The 19,417-nt window shown below is 69.5% G+C and carries 13 protein-coding genes; 7 read left to right on the forward strand and 6 right to left on the reverse strand.

Translation table 11 applies throughout. The annotated features are described in order from the left end of the window. Positions 1-458 precede the first annotated feature (458 nt). Positions 459-4,394 carry a MopE-related protein gene (locus tag KEG38_RS37865; protein ID WP_272425305.1) on the reverse strand — a complete coding sequence of 1,312 codons (3,936 nt, stop codon included), beginning with the start codon at positions 4,392-4,394 and terminating at the stop codon, positions 459-461. Positions 4,395-4,739: 345 nt separating this feature from the next. On the opposite strand from KEG38_RS37865, the gene KEG38_RS37870 reads away from it, so the two are divergent. Further along, positions 4,740-5,954 (forward strand): helix-turn-helix transcriptional regulator, encoded by a 1,215-nt coding sequence (locus tag KEG38_RS37870; RefSeq protein WP_272425306.1) that lies wholly within the window; start codon positions 4,740-4,742, stop codon positions 5,952-5,954. Between the two features lie 325 nt (positions 5,955-6,279). Here KEG38_RS37870 and KEG38_RS37875 read toward each other — a convergent pair whose 3' ends face one another. From KEG38_RS37875 to gltX, 4 genes are all read right to left on the reverse strand, one after another. Further along, a complete protein-coding gene (locus tag KEG38_RS37875) occupies positions 6,280-7,662 on the reverse strand; it encodes a KamA family radical SAM protein (RefSeq protein ID WP_272425307.1) in 1,383 nt (460 codons plus the stop codon). A gap of 226 nt (positions 7,663-7,888) precedes the next feature. After that, positions 7,889-8,575: a lytic transglycosylase domain-containing protein gene (locus KEG38_RS37880; protein WP_272425308.1), complete on the reverse strand. Its 687-nt coding sequence runs from the start codon at positions 8,573-8,575 to the stop codon at positions 7,889-7,891. A 93-nt stretch (positions 8,576-8,668) separates the two neighbouring features. After that, on the reverse strand, positions 8,669-9,625 hold the full coding sequence (locus KEG38_RS37885; protein WP_272425309.1) for a CPBP family glutamic-type intramembrane protease: 957 nt from the start codon (positions 9,623-9,625) through the stop codon (positions 8,669-8,671). A 6-nt stretch (positions 9,626-9,631) separates the two neighbouring features. Then, a complete protein-coding gene (gltX, locus tag KEG38_RS37890) occupies positions 9,632-11,092 on the reverse strand; it encodes a glutamate--tRNA ligase (RefSeq protein WP_272425310.1) in 1,461 nt (486 codons plus the stop codon). Between the two features lie 95 nt (positions 11,093-11,187). On the opposite strand from gltX, the gene KEG38_RS37895 reads away from it, so the two are divergent. Then, positions 11,188-11,868 (forward strand): heme exporter protein CcmB, encoded by a 681-nt coding sequence (locus KEG38_RS37895; protein WP_272425311.1) that lies wholly within the window; start codon positions 11,188-11,190, stop codon positions 11,866-11,868. Here the strand turns inward: KEG38_RS37895 and KEG38_RS37900 are convergent. Continuing rightward, on the reverse strand, positions 11,855-13,096 hold the full coding sequence (locus KEG38_RS37900; protein ID WP_272425312.1) for a 2Fe-2S iron-sulfur cluster-binding protein: 1,242 nt from the start codon (positions 13,094-13,096) through the stop codon (positions 11,855-11,857). The two genes, KEG38_RS37895 and KEG38_RS37900, sit on opposite strands and share 14 nt — an antisense overlap. A gap of 91 nt (positions 13,097-13,187) precedes the next feature. Here KEG38_RS37900 and KEG38_RS37905 point away from each other — a divergent pair, with 91 nt between their 5' ends. The 5 genes from KEG38_RS37905 (at position 13,188) to KEG38_RS37925 (ending at position 19,348) form a co-directional block, all read left to right on the forward strand. After that, positions 13,188-13,826, forward strand: coding sequence for a hypothetical protein (locus tag KEG38_RS37905; RefSeq protein ID WP_272425313.1), 639 nt, complete (start codon positions 13,188-13,190; stop codon positions 13,824-13,826). Further along, a complete protein-coding gene (gene nadD, locus KEG38_RS37910) occupies positions 13,807-14,409 on the forward strand; it encodes a nicotinate (nicotinamide) nucleotide adenylyltransferase (protein ID WP_272425314.1) in 603 nt (200 codons plus the stop codon). The genes KEG38_RS37905 and nadD overlap by 20 nt, the downstream gene beginning before the upstream one ends. Beyond that, the gene (locus tag KEG38_RS37915; protein ID WP_272425315.1) at positions 14,409-15,248 is read left to right on the forward strand and encodes a DUF2520 domain-containing protein; all 840 of its coding nucleotides are present in this window, start codon (positions 14,409-14,411) and stop codon (positions 15,246-15,248) included. Before nadD ends, KEG38_RS37915 begins: the two co-directional genes overlap by 1 nt. 180 nt (positions 15,249-15,428) lie before the next feature. Beyond that, positions 15,429-18,998 carry a sigma 54-interacting transcriptional regulator gene (locus KEG38_RS55775; protein ID WP_272425316.1) on the forward strand — a complete coding sequence of 1,190 codons (3,570 nt, stop codon included), beginning with the start codon at positions 15,429-15,431 and terminating at the stop codon, positions 18,996-18,998. Continuing rightward, entirely contained in the window at positions 18,995-19,348 is a 354-nt protein-coding gene (locus KEG38_RS37925) for a hypothetical protein (RefSeq protein ID WP_272425317.1), read from the forward strand. Before KEG38_RS55775 ends, KEG38_RS37925 begins: the two co-directional genes overlap by 4 nt. The last annotated feature ends 69 nt before the right edge of the window (positions 19,349-19,417 follow it).

Below are 19,417 nucleotides of genomic sequence, written 5' to 3' on the forward strand. Positions count from 1 at the left end.
GGGACGAACGCGAATTTTGCAAAAGGAGTTTGCCTCGACGTACGGGTTTCCATCACGCCCGGCACCGGGCGATCGGACGATGCTCCGTCTGATCCCGAGAGCCGGGAAGATGATGCTCGTTCACCCTACAAGAGTTCGTGCGAGGCGTAAACTCTCTTGATCGGGACGGAATAGAGGGCGTTTTCCGTCGTGATTTCGGCAGGATAGGCCGCGTGATGCCCCGAGGCGGGCTCCGTGTGGGGCGGAGGCGCAGCCCCGGGGGAAGCGGGTGTCGAAGGGCTGGCGGTTCGGCTCGACGATGCAGGAAGTAAGCTCGTTCTCTGCGCCGAACCGGCGTGGGGTCTTCGTCGGCGCCGTGAGCTACGGCCCCTCGGCTCGTCTACGCCCGCGGGCTGACACAATGGCGATCCGCGGCGAGACCGAGCCCCGCCGCGGCCGTGAGTGATTCGATTGGGGAATTACGCAGCCTTCGCGTCGCGTCCCGAACGACGCCGGCGAAGGAAGGCCAGGGGCAAGCCGAGGAGCGCGAGCCAGCCAGTCGAGGAGCGCGTATCGCCGGCCGCGGAGCAAGCGCATCCGCCGCCGCCCGTCGCGAGGCCCCAGACGCCCTTGTCGGGCGCACCCGCAGAGCCGCCCGCGCCGGGACCCGCGCCAGCCATGCCGCCCGCGCCGCCCCCGCCGCCCGCGCCGCCCGCGCCCGAGCCCGAGCCCGAGCCCGTGCCGCCCATGGGATCGACGCACTCGCCGCCGTGACAAACCTGCCCGCTCGGGCAAAGGACGCCCTCGCACGGGCAGTTGCCGCACGCGCCCGTGAGCGGGTCGCAGCAGCCGCCGTTCGAGCAGGCCCCGGCGCACTTGTTTTGCACGCAGACCGGCGGGGTTTGGCCCATGTCGCAGGTCTCGCCCCCGTCGCACGCCGGATCGCAGGTCGGGACGCACGCGCCGTCTTTGCAGGTCGTGCCCGCCGCGCAATCGACGTCCGCGCAGGTCGGGACGCACGAGAACGAGGTGAAATCGGCGCTCGGCTTGCAAACCTCGTCGGGCTGGCAAGCGCCGGGCACGCAGGGGTTGTCCACGCAGGAGCCGAGGTTGCACGCCTTGTTGCAGCCGAGGCAAGGCACGTTGTAGCAGGTGTCCACCACGCACTTGCCGAGGTTCGCCCCGAAATTCGCGCAGACCTGGCCACTCGGGCAGCTCACGCCATCGCAAGGATCCTTGCAGCCCGCCTGGCCTTTGCAGACGCACACGGGCGGCTTGTTGCAATTCGCGTCGGCCGGCGTGTCGGCAGGCGCGCAGATCACGTTGCCGGCCGCGTCCTTGACCGTCTTCACCGAGCAATCGCCGCAGTTGTCGGGGACGCAATAGAAATCGAGCGACTCGCCGGTCTCGCTCTTTGTGACGTTCTCGCACTTCTGGCCGGGCGGGCAGGGGAACTCGCCGCCCTTGCAAGGCGAGGCGCACGCGCACGAATTGCCGCTCTTCACGCACTCCTTGCCCGTGCTGCAGACCTTCGGCTTGCCCGGATCCTGCTCGTCGGTCGTGCCGTCGCAGTCGTTGTCGAGGCAATCGCAGGCCTCGTTCGTGGCCTCCATGCCGCCGATGCACGTGAGCTGGCCATTGACGCAGCCATACGTGCCCTCGGCGCAGACGCCGACGTTGAGGCCGCAAGGATCGCCGATGTTCACGGCCGGCGGCGGGGCGGGGTTCGCCGAGCCGTCGATGCCATCCGGCGCGGGGCCGCTCTCGTCGACCTTGCCGTCGCAATCGTTGTCGAGGCCGTCGCAGACCTCGGGCGAGGGGCCGATGCCGCCCGCGCAGCTCCCGCCGCCCTGCCCGTCGCATTGCAAGACGCCCGGCTGGCACGGCGCCGCGCTGCGATCGCCGGGGTAAAGCGTCTTGTCGTACATGACGGTGCACACTTCGCCGGCCACGATACCGTTGTCGATCGTGCCGTCGCAGTCGTTGTCCTTGCCGTCGCAGAGCTCCTTCGTGGGGCCGATGTCACCCATGCAATCGAGCACGCCGGCGCTGCACGCGAGCGCGCCGATCTGGCATTCGCCCGTGTCGCTCCCGCAGGGATCGCCAACCTGGGCGATGTTCCCGTCGTCGACCACGCCATTGCAATCGTTGTCGAGGCCGTCGCACGCCTCGGGCTCGGGGGCCTTCGGCGTCGCGCACACCCACTTCTGCAGGCCCTGGCAGACGAGCTTGCCGGTGTTGCAGGGCGCCGTGAGCATGCCCGTGCCATTGCAGGAACCGCCCGGCGGCGGGCACCATTGCAGGTTCCCGAACGTGCAGCAGTTGCCGGGGTTCGTCCAGCATCCGTTCATGCCGGCGGCCGGCGCGTCCGCGAGCGGCGTCTCGTCGATCGTGCCGTCGCAATCGTTGTCCGCGCCGTCGCAGACCTCGGCCTGGGGCTGCGTTCCGCCCTGGCAGACGAGCGCGCCGTTGACGCAGGCCGTCAGGCCCGTCGTGCACGGCGGCTGATTCACGCCGCACGGCGTGCCGACGCCGAAGGGGCTCTCGTCGACGGTTCCGTCGCAGTCGTTGTCGATGCCGTCGCAGAGCTCGGCGCTCGGCCCCACGAAGCCCGCGCAGACGCTCGATCCACAGGGCTGCGTGCCCTTCTTGCACTGGCTGTTCGGGCCGTAGTTCAGGTTCGACGGTGTGCCCACGGGCACGCACTCGGTCGCCGCGACGCCGTCGTCGATCGTGCCGTCGCAGTCGTTGTCGACGCCGTCGCACGTCTCGGTCATCGGGTTGTTCTGGCAGGTGTTGTACCCGCCGCTCGGGGCGCACGTCCCGATGGGCACGTTCTGCGGCGGCTTGCACGAGAGCGTGCCCGCGCAGTTCAGGGGGGTCGTGAGGCCGCAGGGGATCGCGGGGATGCCGTTGTCCGCGACGCCGTCACAGTCGTTGTCGCAGCCGTCGCAGACCTCGGGCGAGGGCTTGCACGTGCAGGAGGCGCCGAGGCCCTCGTCGGTGAGGCCGTCGCAGTCGTCGTCCTGGCCGTTGCACGTCTCGGTGGTGGGGCAGTGCAAGGGGTTGCCGCACTTGAAGACGCCTTCGTCGACCGTGTTCTGCGGGTCGCCGTCGATCGTAGTCTCGGGATCGCAGTTGTTGTCGACGTTGTCGCAGGTCTCCTTCGGGTTGAAGCAGAGCCAGTTCGCCGGATCCTGCTGCTGGGCCGCCGTCGTACAGGGGAGCAGCGTGAGATCGCCGTCGGGATCGGCCGTGGAGATCGTGGCCTTGTAGTTCGTGAGGCAGGTCGCGCGCTGGGCCGGCGTGGACCAGGCGCAGCACGTCTGTCCCTTGTTGCAGTAGTGGACGAAGCCCTCGTCGGTGCAGCCGTTGCAGTTGTCGTCGGCGTTGTTGCAGCTCTCGGGCTTGATCGCGCCGGCGATGATGTTCGCGAAGGCCAGGCTGAGCGAGGCCTCGTTCGCCGCGTCCTGCGCCGCGCCCGTGCCGCCGGAGGCCGCGATCTGGTCGGCTTGCGAGCCGACCTGGCCGAAGTCGATGACGTGCGTCTTGATGCTCCAGGTAATGCCGCTCTTCGTGAAGCCTGTGAGCAGATCCGCCGCGGCGTCCTTCGCGTCGTCGACGGTGTCGCAGTTCTCGCCGCCGTCGGTCACGAGGATGACGTTGACCGAGCGACAGGGCCGCTCACCCTGCGCGAGAGTCCCGAGCGGCGAGGGGTGCACGAGGCCCGCGACCACGGGGCTCGCCCAGCCCTCGGAGAAGTACCGGTAGGCGCTGCGCAGCATGCCGTTCAGCGGCGTGTTGCCCTGCGCAAAGAGCTCCTTCTGATCCGAGCAGTCGTTGTCGACCCACTTGAGGAGCTCGCCGATGTTCGAGGGGTTCGGCGGCGGGCTGTAATAGTTGTCGATGAGCAGCGGGACGACGATGTTCGCGCCGTCGCGGCAGCCGGAGTTCGGCTGGGCCACGGGCGGGCTGCCGCACGTCCCGGGCTCCGGGCCGCAGCCCGCTTTGTCCGCGTTGCCGGGGAAGTCGCTGTGAAGGCAGAGCGCAGGCGTACACGCGGCGTCGCAGCCCTTTTGGACCTTGGCGAAGGTCGCGAGCCCGAAATTCGCCTGCCCCGCGAACGCCTGGAAGGTATTTTTTATCGCGCAGCGACCATGACCGAGGCGATCATTCACGTAGCCGCACGAATTGTTCGACCCGACCGGGTCCGTCATCGAACCCGAGGTGTCGAACATCACCATGAAGTAGGGCTTCGACGGCGCCGGCCACGCCGCAGGATCGAAGGACAAACACGCCGCCGGCTCCGCGAGCGCCGGGCGCACGGCGGCGAGCGTGGCGGCGAGGCCGACGATCGCCCCGACCTTCCCCTGTACCGAGCGCTGCCCAAGAAGTGTACGAACCCTGGTGAACATCGTGTCCTGTCCCCGCTGGCCCGGTCAGGCGGGTCCCGCATCTCCCCCGGGGTCGCGGAGGAGCTGCAGAGCACGCACGCGCGCCAACGCTCCATGGTCGCACGCATGCGCGCGATCCAGCAAGGCGCGATGTTCCCAATTTCAGAAGAAGGCCGCCGCGCACGGTCGCGCAGGCAGTCAAGCATTCGACGTGGACACGCGCGCCCCCGGGCCCGATCCCCGAGCCGCGCACCAGGACGAACCCGGAGGAGCGCCCAAAGACGCCCGAGCAGGCGAAGCCCGTCAGGCGCGGCCACGAACGCGCTTTCCCGCAGGCGCGCGTTGCGATACACGAAGATTCATACCGTGGGATCCAGCACTTCGAGCACTGGACGCGATGCCCTCTCCTCCGCGCGCCGCGCCGCGCCCGCCTCGCTCGCCAGCGCAGGCCGCGCCGCAGCGTCCGAAGCAAGAGCGCCGCAAGCGAGCCCGCAAGGCGCATCGTCCGCGTCATCCACGCGCCCGCGCGGCCGGCCCAAGGGGCCCTTCACGCAGCACCGGCGCCTCGACACGCTGCGCGCGCTTTTGCAGCGGCACCCAAAGGGCCTGACGATCTACGAGCTCGCCCGCGAGCTCGACGTGACGCCGCGATCGATGCGCCGCTACCTCGCGGAGGTGCGGCGCGATCTCGACCTCGTCTCGACCACGAGCAAGCCCGGCGGGACGCGTCTCTGGCGTCTCGCCCCCGGCGAAGCGCCCCGGCGCGTCGAGGTCCGCCGGACGCAGGCCTACGCGCTGCTCGCCGCGCGGCGCCTGTTCGAGCCGATGCGCGGCTCGACGCTCTACGAAGAGATCGACCTCGCAGCGCAGCAGCTCCTCGGCGTCGCGCGCCGCCCCGGCCGCGGTCCAAACGCAGGCGTGGCCGACGCGCGTCTCGAAGAGCGCTTCCTCTACCTGCCGTTCGCGCCGAAGGACTACGCAGCACACACGGAGGCGCTCGACGATCTCTTCCAGGCAGTCGCCGATCTGCGGCCGCTCTCGTGCCGGTATCGCCGCGCGAAGGACGGGCGCGAAGACAAGGTCGTCATCCACCCGTACGCGATGGTGCTCTACAAGGACGCGATCTACTGCGTCGGTCTGCACGCCGGGCGCGGCGAGATCCGCACGTTCTTGCTCGACCGCATGCGCGACACCGAGTGCGCGACGACGGAGCGCTTCGATTTGCCCGCAGATTTCCGGGTCGAAGACTACTTCCAGGGCACGTTCGGCATCTGGTCGGGCGGCGCGTCGACGCACGTGGTGATCGACTTCAGCGCAAAGGTCGCCGACTTCGTACGGACCCGAAAGGTGCACCCGTCGCAGGTGATCGAGGAGCTGCAAGGCGGGGGCGTGCGGCTCTCGCTCGACATCGGCGACATGACGGAGCTGACGTCGTGGGTCCTCGGCTTCGGCGAGACAGCACGCGTGCTCGAGCCAGCCGATCTCGTGACGCGCGTGAAGCGAGAGCTCGAGCAAGCAGTGGCGAACTACGAGGCCGATCCCGAGGATCGACCAAAGGTGAAGAAGAGCCGCTCGTCGTGAAGCGTGGAGCCGGGGCGCGGCCCCGGGCCCCGCGGGGGCTGTTCGCCCCTCGCCCCGAACCAGGGCAAGCCCTGGACTCGAGTTGGAAGAACCGCGCGATGCGCGTTTCTTCCACGAGCCGGTGGCAAGATCAGGAACAGCGTTGCCAGTCGAAATGGCAGCGCGGCTGTCTTGGCTTTCAGGGTCGTCGCTGGTCTTGCCTCGACCTGTTCGATGAACTGCGCATCGCGCAGTTCATCGACCCTGGGTCCAGCCCCTGGCTGGTCCGGGTCCAGGGGCGGACAGCCCCTGGTCGGGCCTGGGGCGAAGCCCCAGCGACGCGGCTTCAGGAAATCGCGCGCATCGCCTCGTCGATCATCGCCTGATGCTCGCGAGGGTCGGCCCAGCGGGCGCGGCCCTCGTCCGGGAGGCGATCGATCGGATCGAAGTAGAGGTACTTCTGGCCGGGCTTGACGCTCGGGGCCTCGAAGATGCTGATGCCTGTGGTGCGATCGTAGAACTCGTACGAGTGCACGTCCCGCTTGCCGCCGCCGCCGGGGGCGTCGACGACGACGGTCGGCGTGTTGAAGCCTGCGGTCGATCCACGCACGTGCTTCTCGATGAGCTCGCCTGTGGCCACGGTCGTGCGCAGGTCCTCGGCGCCCTTCACGAGGTCGTGCACGTACACGTAATAGGGCTGCACGTTGAGGTGGCCGAGGCGCTTGACGAGGAGCTTCATCGTCTCCGGATCGTCGTTCACGCCGCGGATGAGCACGCTCTGGTTGCGCACACGGATCCCACGCTCGAAGAGCTTCTGCATCGCGTCGCGCGTGATGCCCGTGATCTCGTTCGGGTTGTTGAAGTGCGTGTGGACCGCGACCTCCTTGTGCAGCTTCCGGCCGAGGTCGGCGATGTACGTGACCGCGTCGATCCACTCGTTGTCCGTCAGGATCTTCTGCGGCATCACGGCTGGGCCCTTCGTGGCGAGACGGATGCGCCGGATGTTCGACATGCCGAGCAGCGTCTCGCCAATCGAGCGAATCTGCTCGGGGCGCAGGTTGTACGCGTCGCCGCCCGAGACCACGATGTCTTCGAGCTCGGGCCGCGAGGAGATGTACGTGTACGCGGCCCGCCAGCGATCCTCGTCGACCTTGAAGTGGGTCTTCTCGACCTCCTCGGTGTCGATGCCGACCGCATAACTGCGCGTGCAGAAGCGGCAGTAGACCGGGCAGGTATCGAGCGGGAGGAAGAGGGCCTTGTCGGCGTAGCGGTGCGTGAGCCCTGGGACCGGCGCGTCCGCGCGCTCGTGCAGCGAGTCGAGCCCGAGCTTCGGGTGATCCGGCAAAAAGCGCGATTTCAGCGGGATGAACTGGGTGCGCAGCGGATCCCGATAGGGGTCGTTCCAGTCGATGAGTGAAAGCAGGTACGGCGAGACGCGCACGCTCATCGGCGCGCGGGCAAAGCCCTCGGTCGCGTCCTTGATGAAGTCCTCGGAGACGAGATCACGCAGGGCTTCGAGCAGCTTGTCGGGCCGGGTGATCGATTTCTTCGACTGCCAGCGGTGATCGAGGAATTGCTCCTCGGTGACGTCGGCATAGGCGGGAATCCTCCGCCAGTCCGGCGCTTCCTTGAAGTTCTTGTACTCGAGCCTCGCCGGATCGACGGGGGGCTTGAGCGGGACGATTTCGTAGGTGCGTTTGCTGAGCTCGACGAGGCTTTGGGCAGTCATGGTTCGCCCCCAAGCGGGTGATTGACGGCGGCCCTCGGGCTCGCCCGGCTGACGAGCGCCATATAGAACAATCGGGCGTCCGTGCAACCCGCAGGAAGGGCCGATCTTAGCACAGGGGCGGCCCCGGGGTCTCCAGGGACGGGTGATGCCTCCCGATTGCTGCGCTGCGTTGCATCCGCTCCCCGCTTGAACAGGCGGGGGGTGTGGGGGGCAGAGGAAGGCCCGCCTAGCGGGCCGACCGGAGCCCCTCACCGTTGAGGGCCTTGAAGCTGCGGTAATGGCCGACCACGCACCCGACGTACCCTTGCGTCTCTTCGTACGGCGGGATGCCCTGGTACTTCATCACGGCATTTTCGCCCGCATTGTATCCCGCCACCGTAAGCTCGAGATCGCCGTTGAACATGTTCGCGAGCACGCGCAGATAACGCGAGCCGCCGAGGATGTTTTCGCGAGGATCGAAGGCGTCACGCACCTGCATTCGCAGCGCCGTCGCCGGCATGAGCTGCATCAGGCCCTGCGCGCCCGTGGGCGAGACCGCGCGCGGATCGAAGTCGCTCTCGCACTTGATGACCGCGCGAATCAGCTCCTCGGGGAGGCGATAAAGACGCGCGCCTTCACGGATCCACGAGTCGTACCGTCCAAAACGCTCCGGCGACCGGTCGCTCGGCATCGACACCGTGAAAAGCTGGGCGGCCTTCTTGCGCGATTTCGTGCCGTCCCCGCTCGAGATCCGATCCATCTTTCCGCCCGATTTTCCAGCTTGGACGGGCTGACTCGTGACGTGCACGTTTCCTTGCGCGTCGGTGTAGGTGTAAATATCGGCGCGCGCGTGGCCCGGAACGACGAGCAGCGCCGCCCCGAGGCCGAGGAGGCCGAGGACAGAGCGGGCGGAGGTGAACGAAGAAGCGGCCAAGCGAGGCCAGGATAGCACACGATCGGGCGGCGGCATCAGGGGCCGAACCGACGAGGTGGGCAGAAGCTTCCCGCGAACCGTGCGGGCCGGGGCTCAGGGCCCCCAGAGCGACGTGGGCAGCGCGTTTCGGTGGGAGAGCGCCAGCAAATCCATGAGCAGCGCCACCGTCACGTGCACGAGGAAGCCCGAGTAGATGCTCTTCGTGCGCATCGCCAGCGAGCCGAGCGCAATGCCCGCGACCACGGCGCCGGCCGCTTCGAGGTAAGGCTTGCCATAATGGATCATGCAATATGGCACGCACATCGCGAAGATCGCCCCGGAGCCGAGCGTCGTGCGCAGGCCCGAGAGCCAGAAGCCCCGGAAGAAGACCTCGAGCGCGAAGAACTGCGCGAAATACATCATCTCCCACATCGCGAGGTCGAACCACGAGCGGGAGCATTGCTTGTAGAACGGGTAATACGTGCCGAAATCGGGGGCCCGCGAGACGATCACGACCGCCGGGACCACGACCGCAAGGCAAAGCCCGTAGATCCACGCGTGCTTCAAGAAGCCGCGGACCCGTAAGCCCATGTCGAGCAGGCTGTCCTTCCGGAAGCAGATCTTCCAGATGATCATCGGGACCGCGACGTAACCAAACACGCGAGTAAAAGCCCACCAGCCGTAGCCGTAGAGCTCGTTCCACTTGCGGAGATCGACGCCGAATCCGCCCTGCTTTTCGAGCTCGCGCAGGAATGGCTTCAGGTGATTTTCATAGAAATCACGGCCGCCATAGTATTCCTGGAGCGTGAGCACGAGCGCGGTGGTCACGAAGAGCACCGCGGGGCGATAATCGTACGAGCCCGAAGCGAGGGTTTTTCGCTGGTGCTCGTGCGCCGCGACGTCGAGCTCGCGCCAGGTGCCGCGGAAGAAGAACCAGAGGACGGGCGCGAGCGCGAGGTACGCGGCGACGGGGAAGAGGGCCTTGGTCGCCGTCTCGAAGAGCGTCGGCGCGGCGCGCGCGCCCGTCGGGCCCGCCGCCGCGGCGAGGAGCGTCGAGGCGAGATCGAACATCGCGGCTCAGCTCGCCCCGGACGATGCAGCGATCAAGGAGAGCGCGTGATCGAGGCGCGCGAGGACGCGCGGCTTGCCGATGAGCGCGAGGACGTCGAAGAGCCCCGGCGTCGCCGTCCGGCCGCTGACCGCGACACGAACGGGCTGCGCCACGTCCTTGATCTCGAGCTTCTTCTCGGCGAGGAGCTCGCCGAACCGCGCCTCCAGGTTCTTCGCGGAGAAATCGTCGATCGACGTGAAGAGATCCCGCACGGCCCGAAGGTGCGGCGCCTTGTCCGCGACGAGGAATTTCTTCACGGCCTTCTCGTCGTAGACGGGCAGATCGCGGAAGAAGTAGTCGAGCGCGTCGGCCGCGTCGGCGTACGTCTGCGCGCGCTCGCGGATGAGCGGGAGGACCGCGCGGACGGCTTCGCGATCAAAGCCCGAAAGACCGCGTTTTTCGAGGAACGGAAGCGTGGCGTCGAGGTACGCGTCGTCGGGCGTGAGCGTGGGGGACTTGAGGTGCTCGAACGCGATCGCCGCGAGCTTCTTCGCGTCGAACTTGCCGTCGGCCTTGCTGCAGTTCTCCCAGCTGAACTTCTGGGCGAGGTCCTGCATCGTGAAGATCTCCTCGTCGCCGAAGGACCAGCCGAAACGGACGAGGTAGTTGAGCAGGCCGACCGCGGGGATGCCGCGCTCGCGGTACTCGCCGACGGAGACCGCGCCGTGCCGCTTCGAGAGCTTCTGGCCGTCGGGCGCGAGCATCATCGGCAGGTGCGCGAACTGCGGTGTCTCCGCGCCGAACGCCTGATAGAGCAAGATCTGCGGCGGCGTATTGATCATGTGATCACGGCCGCGCGCCACGAGCGTGATGCCCATGGTGATGTCGTCGACGACCGCGCCGAGGTTGTAGAGCGGGACGCCGTCCGAACGCATGAGCACGGCGTCTTGCTGCGTGTTGTTCGGCGTGACGACCTCGCCGAAGACGAGATCTCGGTAGGTGACGGAGCCCGAGCTCGGCGCGCGGAATCGAATGACGAACGGGCGATCGGGTGCCGGGCCCGTGCGGTCGCGGCAGGTGCCGGGGTAGCGGAACTGGGCCTTCGGATCGCGGGCTCGAAGCGCCTCGCGCTGGGCGTCGAGCTCTTCCTTCGTGCAATAACAACGATAGGCCGCGCCCGCCTTGATGAGCTTCTCCACGAACTCCTGGTAGATCGGGAGCCGCTCCATCTGCCGGTACGGGCCGTGCTCGCCGCCTACTTCGGGGCCCTCGTCCCAGCCGAGGCCGAGCCAGCGCAGCTCGCGCAGGATGATCGCTTCGTTCTCCGGTGTGCTCCGCTCCTGGTCGGTGTCCTCGATGCGCAGGACGAACGTGCCGCCGGTCTTGCGCGCCCAGAGCCAGTTGAAGAGCGCGGTCCGGACCCCGCCGATGTGGAGGTAGCCCGTCGGAGAGGGAGCGAATCGAACGCGAGGCTTGCCTTGTGCCATGGCGCCCGCGCTGTAGCATTTTTCGGTTCGATTGTCGGCCTCGGCGTGCTCACGCTCGGCGAGCGCGTGTATACCGTCGGCCTCTGAGCTCGCACGTGAAACGATTCCTGAAGCAAGCAGCGCTCATCGCCGGCAAGGACCTCGCCATCGAGCTGTCCACGGGCGAGATCGTGACCACGAGCGGGTTCTTCGCCGTGCTCGTCGCCGTCATCGCGTCCCTCGCGTTCTTCGCAGGACAGGAAGCAACGGAAGGCGTGGCACCCGGGGTGATCTGGGTCTCCGTCGCGTTCGCGTCGGTGCTCGCCGTCGGGCGGACGTGGCAACGCGAGCGCGAGGAGAACGCGCTCGCGGGTTTGCTCGTGTTGCCCGTGTCGCGTGGCGCGATCTTCGCGGGGAAGGCCGTGAGCGTGGCGATCTTCGTGGGGCTCGTGGAGGCGATCGTGGTCCCCGTGAGCGCGCTGCTCTTCTCCGTCGATCTGATCCGGATGGCGCCGGGGCTCGTCTTGATCGCGCTGTTCGCGACGCCGGGGATCGCCGCGGTGGGGACGCTGTTCGGCGCGATGACGGTGCGCACGCGGGCGAGGGATCTCGTGCTCGCGAGCGTGTTTTTTCCGTTGCTCGCGCCGACGTTGCTCGCCGCCGTGGCCGGCACACGTGAGCTCTTCGGCGGCGCGGAGACGAGCGAGCTCTTCGATTACTTGGCGCTGATGGGCGTGTTCGGAACGGTGTTCACCGCCGGCGGCGTGGGGCTGTTCGATACGATCATCGACGGGTGATCGCGGCGGCGCAGCGCTCGGCGGCAGCCGTGATCACGTCGGGATCGAAGTCGATGCCAGTGCACTCGCCGACGGCCCAGATGCCTTCGCCCGCCGTGCCGTCTTCCTCACACGCGACCGCGTAGCCGCGCGCCGGATCGAAACGAACCTCGGCTCCCGCCTGCGCCGCGAGCTCGAACGCAGGTGCGCCAGGCAGCGCAAGGGCGAGGATTTCCGCATCGATGCGGCGCTCCTCTTCGGCGCGCTCACGCAAGAGAACACGCTTCACCTGCCCCGTGCCCTCGACCCCCGCGATCGCCGAAGCCGCCGCGCGCACCGCACGATCGCCGAGCCGCCGCGCGAGCTCGTCTGCCCAGAATCCTTCGCCCGCGACGACGACGGGGCCGTCGGGCTCGATGCCGTACGCATGAAGGAGGCAGAGCGCGCGCGCCGAGAAGACCCCCGGAAGATCGTTGCCCGGGAACGCCGATACGCCGTCGTGCACGCCCGTCGCGAAGACCTTGGCAGGCGCGCGCACCACGACGGCGCCTTCTTCCGCAGCGACGAGGAGATCCCCAAGGTAGACGCCGGCCGCCGTGGCCCGCGAAAAGACGAGCTCGCCGGTCGCGCGGATCGATTCGAGCAGCGGCGCGTGATCAGGGAGGGCGAGGAGCGAGCCGCCGAGCGAGAGGCCATCGTCGACGACCACGACCCGCGCGCCCGCGGCGCCGAGCTTTTGCGCGACGACGAGGCCCGCGAGGCCCGCGCCGACGACCACGACGTCGGCTTCGAGCACGCGCGCGGGACGCGGCGCCTCGATCTCCGAGGGCATCCGTCCGAGGCCCGCGATCTTGCGGGCCATCGTCTGCATGATGGTTCCGAGCGCAGGGACGCCGGCCATGAAGTGGTGATGGTCGATGCCCTTCGGGAAGAACCAGTCCGTCACGCGCAGAAGGTCGGCCTGGCGTGAGCCGATGACGTTCTGGGCCTCGACCTCTTCTTCTCCCCGAGTCGCGTGAAGGCACGTCATCACGTTCGGCGTGCCGTCGACGCGCATGAGGCAGCCGTCGCACCCGCCCCGGAAGCAGCTCGCGCTGCGCGGGCGGTGGAGCTTGGGGCTCCGCGCCAGGATGAACTTGTCCTCGGCGAGGAGCGAGGCAGCGAGCGGCTCGCCCCGCTCGGCCCGCACCGGCGAGCCGTCGAGGTGGATCGTGATCGGATCTCGGAAGGCCCGCGTACGCCGGAACATGGGCCAGGGCCCTATAGCACGGCAAACTCGGGGGCGGCCCCCGCAAACAAACGTCCACGAGAACGCGCGCCTGATCTACCCTCTCGAACCGATGCGCCTAGGCATCCTCGGACCGGCCAACAGAGATCTGCCCGCGCTTGCACGGGCGGCGCAGCTCCTGCTGGACGAGGTCCAGGTCGACAAGATCATCTACCTGTCTGACGACGGCGCGCTCGATCTCGTGGCGAAGGCCTGGGCGTACCGGCTCGTCGACGCGAACCCGAGCGAGGACGTCCTCTTCGCCCGCGCCGCCGTGCGATGCGCGCGCGCGACGCCGGAGGCGATCGACGCCTACGTCGCGGCCGAGCGCGCGCGGTCGCGCCTCCGCGTGCTGACGAGCATCCCGAACCGCCAGCTCCGATCGATCGAGCTCATCGACGGGCGCGTGGCGGTGTTCGTCTACGACAAGGCGATCCTCGATCAGGACGACATCGCGGCCGCGAGCTTGCTCGTGTTCGGGCGGAGCCAGGAGCCGACGATGAAGCGGATCGGCTCGCGAATGTTCCTCTCGCCGGGGCCGATCGGGACGCCGGGCGGAGGCATGGCCCTGCTCGAAGAGGCGGAGTCGGGCGGGGTGCGCGTGGAGATCCGGAACGCGAGCGGGGCGGTCACCGCAGAGGACATGCTGGGCGGAGGGCCAAGCCTGCCCGGCATCAAGATGCGGGTGCAGGATGGCAAGAGCAGCGGATGAGCCGGAGGCGCCCGCGGCCGCGCCGCGGCATCGGGTCGCCGTGTTCGGAGGGAGCTTCAACCCGCCGCACGTCGCGCACGTGCTCGCAGCGGTGTACGTGCTGTCGACGGAGCCCGTGGACGAGGTGCTCGTGGTGCCCGTCTACAGGCACCCGTTCGCCAAGGAGCTCGCGCCGTTCGAGGATCGCCTCGCGATGTGCGAGCTCGCGTTCGCCTGGATCCCGCGCGTCCGCGTCTCCACCGTGGAGCGCGAGCTCGGCGGCGAGAGCCTCACGTTGCGGACGCTCGAGCATCTCGCGGCAGAGCACCCGGACTGGTCGATGCGCCTCTTGCTCGGCGCCGACGTGATCGCGGACCTCACGAAGTGGCACCGCTTCGATCGGATCGCGGAGATCGCGCCGCCGCTCTTCGTGGGCCGCGCGGGCGTGACGACGGAAGGCGCGCCGGAGCCGATGCTGCCGAAGATCTCGAGCACCGAGGTGCGCGACGCGATCGGCTGCGGCGAGATCGAGCGCGTGGAGACACTCGTGCCGCGCGAGGTGCTCGCGTACGCGGCCGAGCGCGGGCTCTACCGGAGGAGCTGATGGCCGAGAAGAACCACGTGTTCATCCTGGGCGCGGGCAAGGTCGGCGCGGGCCTCGCGCGGGCGCTGCGCAGCGCGGGCTACGTGGTGACGCTGCGCCCGCAACGGAGAGGGCTGCCTTCGCGGCGCATCGACGCGCCGTTCGTGATCCTCGCGGTGCGGGATCGGGAGCTCCAGCCGCTCGCGGAGAGGATCCGGGACGCGGGATTGTTGGGGCACAAAAAGACGGTGGTGGTGCACTGCGCGGGCGCGCTCGGCCCGGAGCCGCTCGCGCCGCTTCGGAGCGAGAACGTCGCGGTCGCGCAGATGCACCCGATGATCTCGTTCGCGTCGCCGGAGGTGACGCCGTCGCTCACGCGCGGGCAGCTCCACGTGGACGGAGACGCGCGCGCCGTGCGGGCCGCATCGGCGATCGGGCGGAAGCTCGGGATGACGCCGCGGACCATCCCCGGGCTCGATCGCGTGCTCTACCACGCGGCGGCCGGGCTCGTGGCAAACGGGGCCGCGGCGCTCGCCGCGGGCGGGGTGGATCTGCTCGGACGCGCAGGCGTGCCGGCGGACACGGCGGCGGCGATGCTGGGCCCGCTCCTTCGAAGCGTCGCGGACAACGTGGAAACGATGGGTTTGCCGGCGGCGCTCACGGGGCCGGTGCGGCGCGGGGACGCGGCGGGCGTGGGCCGGCATCTCGAGATGCTCTCGCGCGCGGCGCCGCACCTCGTGCCGCTCTACGTGGCGGCTTCCAAGCTGCAGGTGCCGCTCGCGCGCGCCCTGGGTGATGCGTCGGCGGAAAGCTTCGACGCCATCGTCACGGTGCTGGAAAAGGCGCCGAGCGGCACCTGAAAAACGTTGCGGTAGGCGAGCCGCCGACCGTACGCTGGTGAAGCCGTGGCGGACGCCGAACCTCGCACTTCTCCGCTCGATCGGTCTTCACCTCAAGAAGCTTCGGGTGTTCGCACCGAAGGTGTCTTCTCCGGGGAGGCGGGCGGGCTGCCTTCCGGGGCGGTGATAGCAGCGCCTTCGGTGCGCGTGACGCTTCGCGGGCTCGCGGCGGTCGACGATCTGCTCTGCGCGAAGGGCGCGAGCGGGCTCGTGGTGCTGCACGGGCCGCGCGCGACGCTGGAGGCCGTGGGCGCGCACGCGGCGCGGCGAGCGCAGGTGATCGGGCGCGCGTGCCTGCGGGTCGCCGAGGTCGCGTGGGACGAACCCTGGCGCGAGATCGCCGCGCAGATGGGGATCGTCGACGTGGTGGAGCCACGCCTCGTGGCGGCGCGGATCGCCTCTGCGGCGAACGGCGCGATGATCGTCGTGTCCGAAGGCACGCCGACGCACTGGGGACAGGCGGTCGTGGAGGAGATGGCGCGCCTCGTGAGCACCCCTCCCCGCGCAGGAGGAGCGCCGCTCGTGCTCGTGCTGCGCGAGGTGGCCTCGGCGCCGGCGGGCGCGCGCCTCGTGCAGATCGATCCGATCGCATCGCCGGAGGATCTACGTCGCTTCTGGGAGGCGATCGCGCAGGCGGCCGAGCTTCGCCTCGGCGCGGAAGAGGGAAGGCTCGAAGCGCTGGAGCGCTGGTGGTCGGCGGCGCGACGCGCACCGCTCGACGGGCGCACTGAGCCGATCGCGCTCGAACCGGCGCAGAGGCGTCTCTGCGCGCGGCTCGCGCTGGCGCAGCGGAGCTTGCCTGCCGCGGAGGTCAGTCGGCTCGGCGCGAGCGCGGACGTGGAGGCGCTCGTCGCGCGGGGCGCGGCGACGATCGACGCGGCGGGATCGATGAAGCTCACGGGGGCTGCGCCGATCGAGCTCGAAGCCGATCGCGACGATGCAGTCGCGGTGGCGAGCGCGCTCGAAGCGGTCTTCCCGCTCGATCCCTGGGCGATGCTCCGCGCGGCCGAGCTCTGGGCGCGCGCGGGCGACGCGGAACGGGCGGAGATGCTCGCGACACGCGCGCTCGCCGGCGTGGCAGAGCCGTCGGCGCGGGTGGATTTCTGGCGGCGCTGGGAGGCGGCTCTCGCGCTCTTCTCGGATGCGTCGACGACGAAGGCGCTCCTGCGTTCGGCAGAGCTCGCGCTTCGTGTCGGTGATGCGGAGCGAGCGACGGGGTTCGCGCGGGCCGCGGCGGCGCGGGATGGAAACGCCCCCGAGGTGATGATCACGCTCGGCAAAGCGCTCAGCGCCGAGGGAGATCTCACGACGGCGACGATCGTGCTCGAACGCGCGATGAGCCGCGCGGATGCCTCCGGCGCGCGCGCGCGTGCGGCCGTGGAGCTCGCCGAGGTCCGGTACACGGCCGGTGATCTCGAAGCGGCGCGAAGGTTTGCCCAGGAAGCGCAGGGCAGCGCGGCGGATCTCGCGACGCGGCTCGGGGCGCGCAACGTGCTCGGCAAGCTCCTGCTCGCGGCGGCGTCGTGGAGCGAGGCGGAGGCGCATTTCGCGGCCGACGCGTGGGAAGCTGCGTGCGGCGGCGAGGGGATCACGGAGCTTCGCGCGCGGCTCAACCGCGCGATCGCCGTGCTCTCGGCCGGCAGGCTCGACGAGGCGCGGCCGATGCTCGCCTCCGTGCTCGACGACGGTACGGCGCGCGGCGAGCATCGTGCCGTCGGGTTCGCCCTGACGAACCTCGCGACGATCGCCATCCTGAAGCGCGATTATCCGGAGGCCTTCCACCTCTCGGAGCGCGCGATCGAGGTCTTCCGCCGCATCCGCGAGCGGCTCTTCCTCGCCACCGTGATCCCGAACCTCGCGGAGCTCCGGCTCGATCTCGGGCTCGTGGCCGAGGCGGAGCAGACGCTCGCGTTCGGACGGCAGGCGTGCGGGCCGGCGATCCCGGGGACACGCGCGCCGCACTTCGCGCTCGTCGCGGCGCGGATCCACCTCGCGCGTGGCAGGACGCTCGAAGCGCGGGCCGAGCTCGCATCGGCCATCGCAGGTGCGAGCGGCTCGAGCAACGGCGCGAAGCTCTGCGAGTGCCACTGCCTCGCGGCGCGTATCGCGCTCGACGATGGCAACGTGACGCGCGCCGCGCAGGCGATCGAGCGCGCGCGGGCGCACGCGAGCTCGACGCTGGCGCGCGCGGAAGTCGCGCTCCTCGAAGCGACGCGGGCGCGCGCCGCCGGTGATCCGTGGGACGGCGCCGCCGAGGAGGCGCTCGATCTCGCGCGGGAAGCGGACGCGCCGGAGCTCGAACGCGAGGCCCGCGTGCTGCTCTGCCACGCGGAGCTTGCGCGGGGCGATGCGCGTGAGGCCGAGGTGCACCTGCAAGCGGCCCTCGCCTCGCGTGATCGCATGGCGTCGTCTCTGCCCGAGGGGATCCGCGAGCGTTTCCTCGCGCGTCCCGAGCTTCGTGGGCTCGCGGCGCTCGAAGCGCGCGCGCCGCGTGCGAGCGAGTCGGGGCTCAGGCCTTGCGAGCGATGCGGCGAGGCGTCGTGCCCCGGCTGCTCCTCGCCGTCGTTGAACGCTCCTCCGCCGTCCTTGCGCGCTTCGTCGCCGTCGCGCTCGTCGGTGACGGCGATCGAGCGGATCGTCGGGCGCGACGCGAGCATGCTCGCGCTGCTCACGGCCATCAAGAAGGTCGCGAAGGCCGACACGACGGTGCTGATCCACGGCGAGAGCGGCTCCGGCAAGGAGCTCGTCGCCGATGCGATCCACGAGATGAGCCCGCGCCGCGCGGGCCCGCTCGTCAAGGTGAACTGCTCGGCGCTCGTCGAGACGCTCCTGCTCTCCGAGCTCTTCGGCCACGAGAAGGGCGCGTTCACCGGCGCGCAGGCGCGGCGCCGCGGCCGCTTCGAGCTCGCCGAGGGCGGCACGATCTTCCTCGACGAGATCGGCGACATCTCGCAGCGCACGCAGGTCGCGCTCCTCCGCGTGCTCGAGGACAAGAGCTTCGAACGCGTCGGCGGCGCCCAGCCGATCCGCGCGAACGTGAGAATCCTCTGCGCCACGCACCGCGATCTCCGCGCGATGGTGGCGCGCGGTGAGTTCCGCGAGGACCTCTACTACCGGCTACGGCAGGTCGTGCTCGAGGTGCCCGCGCTGCGCCAGCGCATCGCGGACATGCCGCTCATCACGTCGGCCTTGCTCGCGCGCATCGCGCAAGAGCGCGGCGAGCCGCAAAAGCGGCTCTCCGATCGAGCGATCGAAGCGCTCATGCGCCACGCGTGGCACGGCAACGTGCGCGAGCTCGAAAACGCGCTGCGCGCGGCGTCGCTCTTCGCGGAGGGCGACGTCATCGAGCTCGAGGATTTCACGACGAACGTCGAGTACATGCGCGGCGTGGCTGCCGAGATCACGAGGGGCTCGTCGCCGCCCTCGTCCGCGGAGCCGCAGGACACGCGTGGGGGCTCTCAGCTCGCCGAGCGAAGGTCGCAGGGGGAGGGCGACGCGACGCCGGTCGAGGTGACGTACGCGCACGTCCGCTCGGGCGTCAGCCTGAGCGACATGAAGCGGAAGATCGAGCGTGAGTGCATCGCGCGCGCGCTCGAGGAGAGCGGCGGGAACATCACCCGCGCCGCGGTGCTTCTGGGGATGAAGCGGCCACGGCTCTCGCAGCTCGTGAAGCAGTACGGACTGGGCAGTGCGTCGGAGGACGGATCATGAACGTTGGGAGACAATCGCTCGGGCTCGGAGGTCTCTTCGCACTCGTCGCGACGGTGCTCACGGGGTGCCTGGTTGCGCCTGACGAGAGCGCCGCGATCGACGAGGCCACCGAGGAGCTCGCGGCGAGCTCTTCCGACGCGGAAGATCAGTCGGATCGCGGCACCCCCAGCGTGCCCGACGAGCCGCCTCCGCAGACCGACGACATGCCGGATCCGCTGCCGTGGAACGAGATCGTCACGGTGAAGCCCGGCGGGTGTGATCCCGAGACGCGCAGCGGCCCGGATCCGCTGCCGTGGGTCCCCGGCGCCGGCACGCAGAGCTCGCCGGGCACCGGGACGAAGCAAGACTAGAGCGCCGAACGGTTCGGCGCTCTGCGAGATCGCGAAGCGGTTTTCGCCTCGGGGGGTGAATCGGCCGGG

It is taken from the genome of Polyangium jinanense (assembly GCF_028435265.1).
Taxonomy (GTDB): domain Bacteria; phylum Myxococcota_A; class Polyangia; order Polyangiales; family Polyangiaceae; genus Polyangium; species Polyangium jinanense.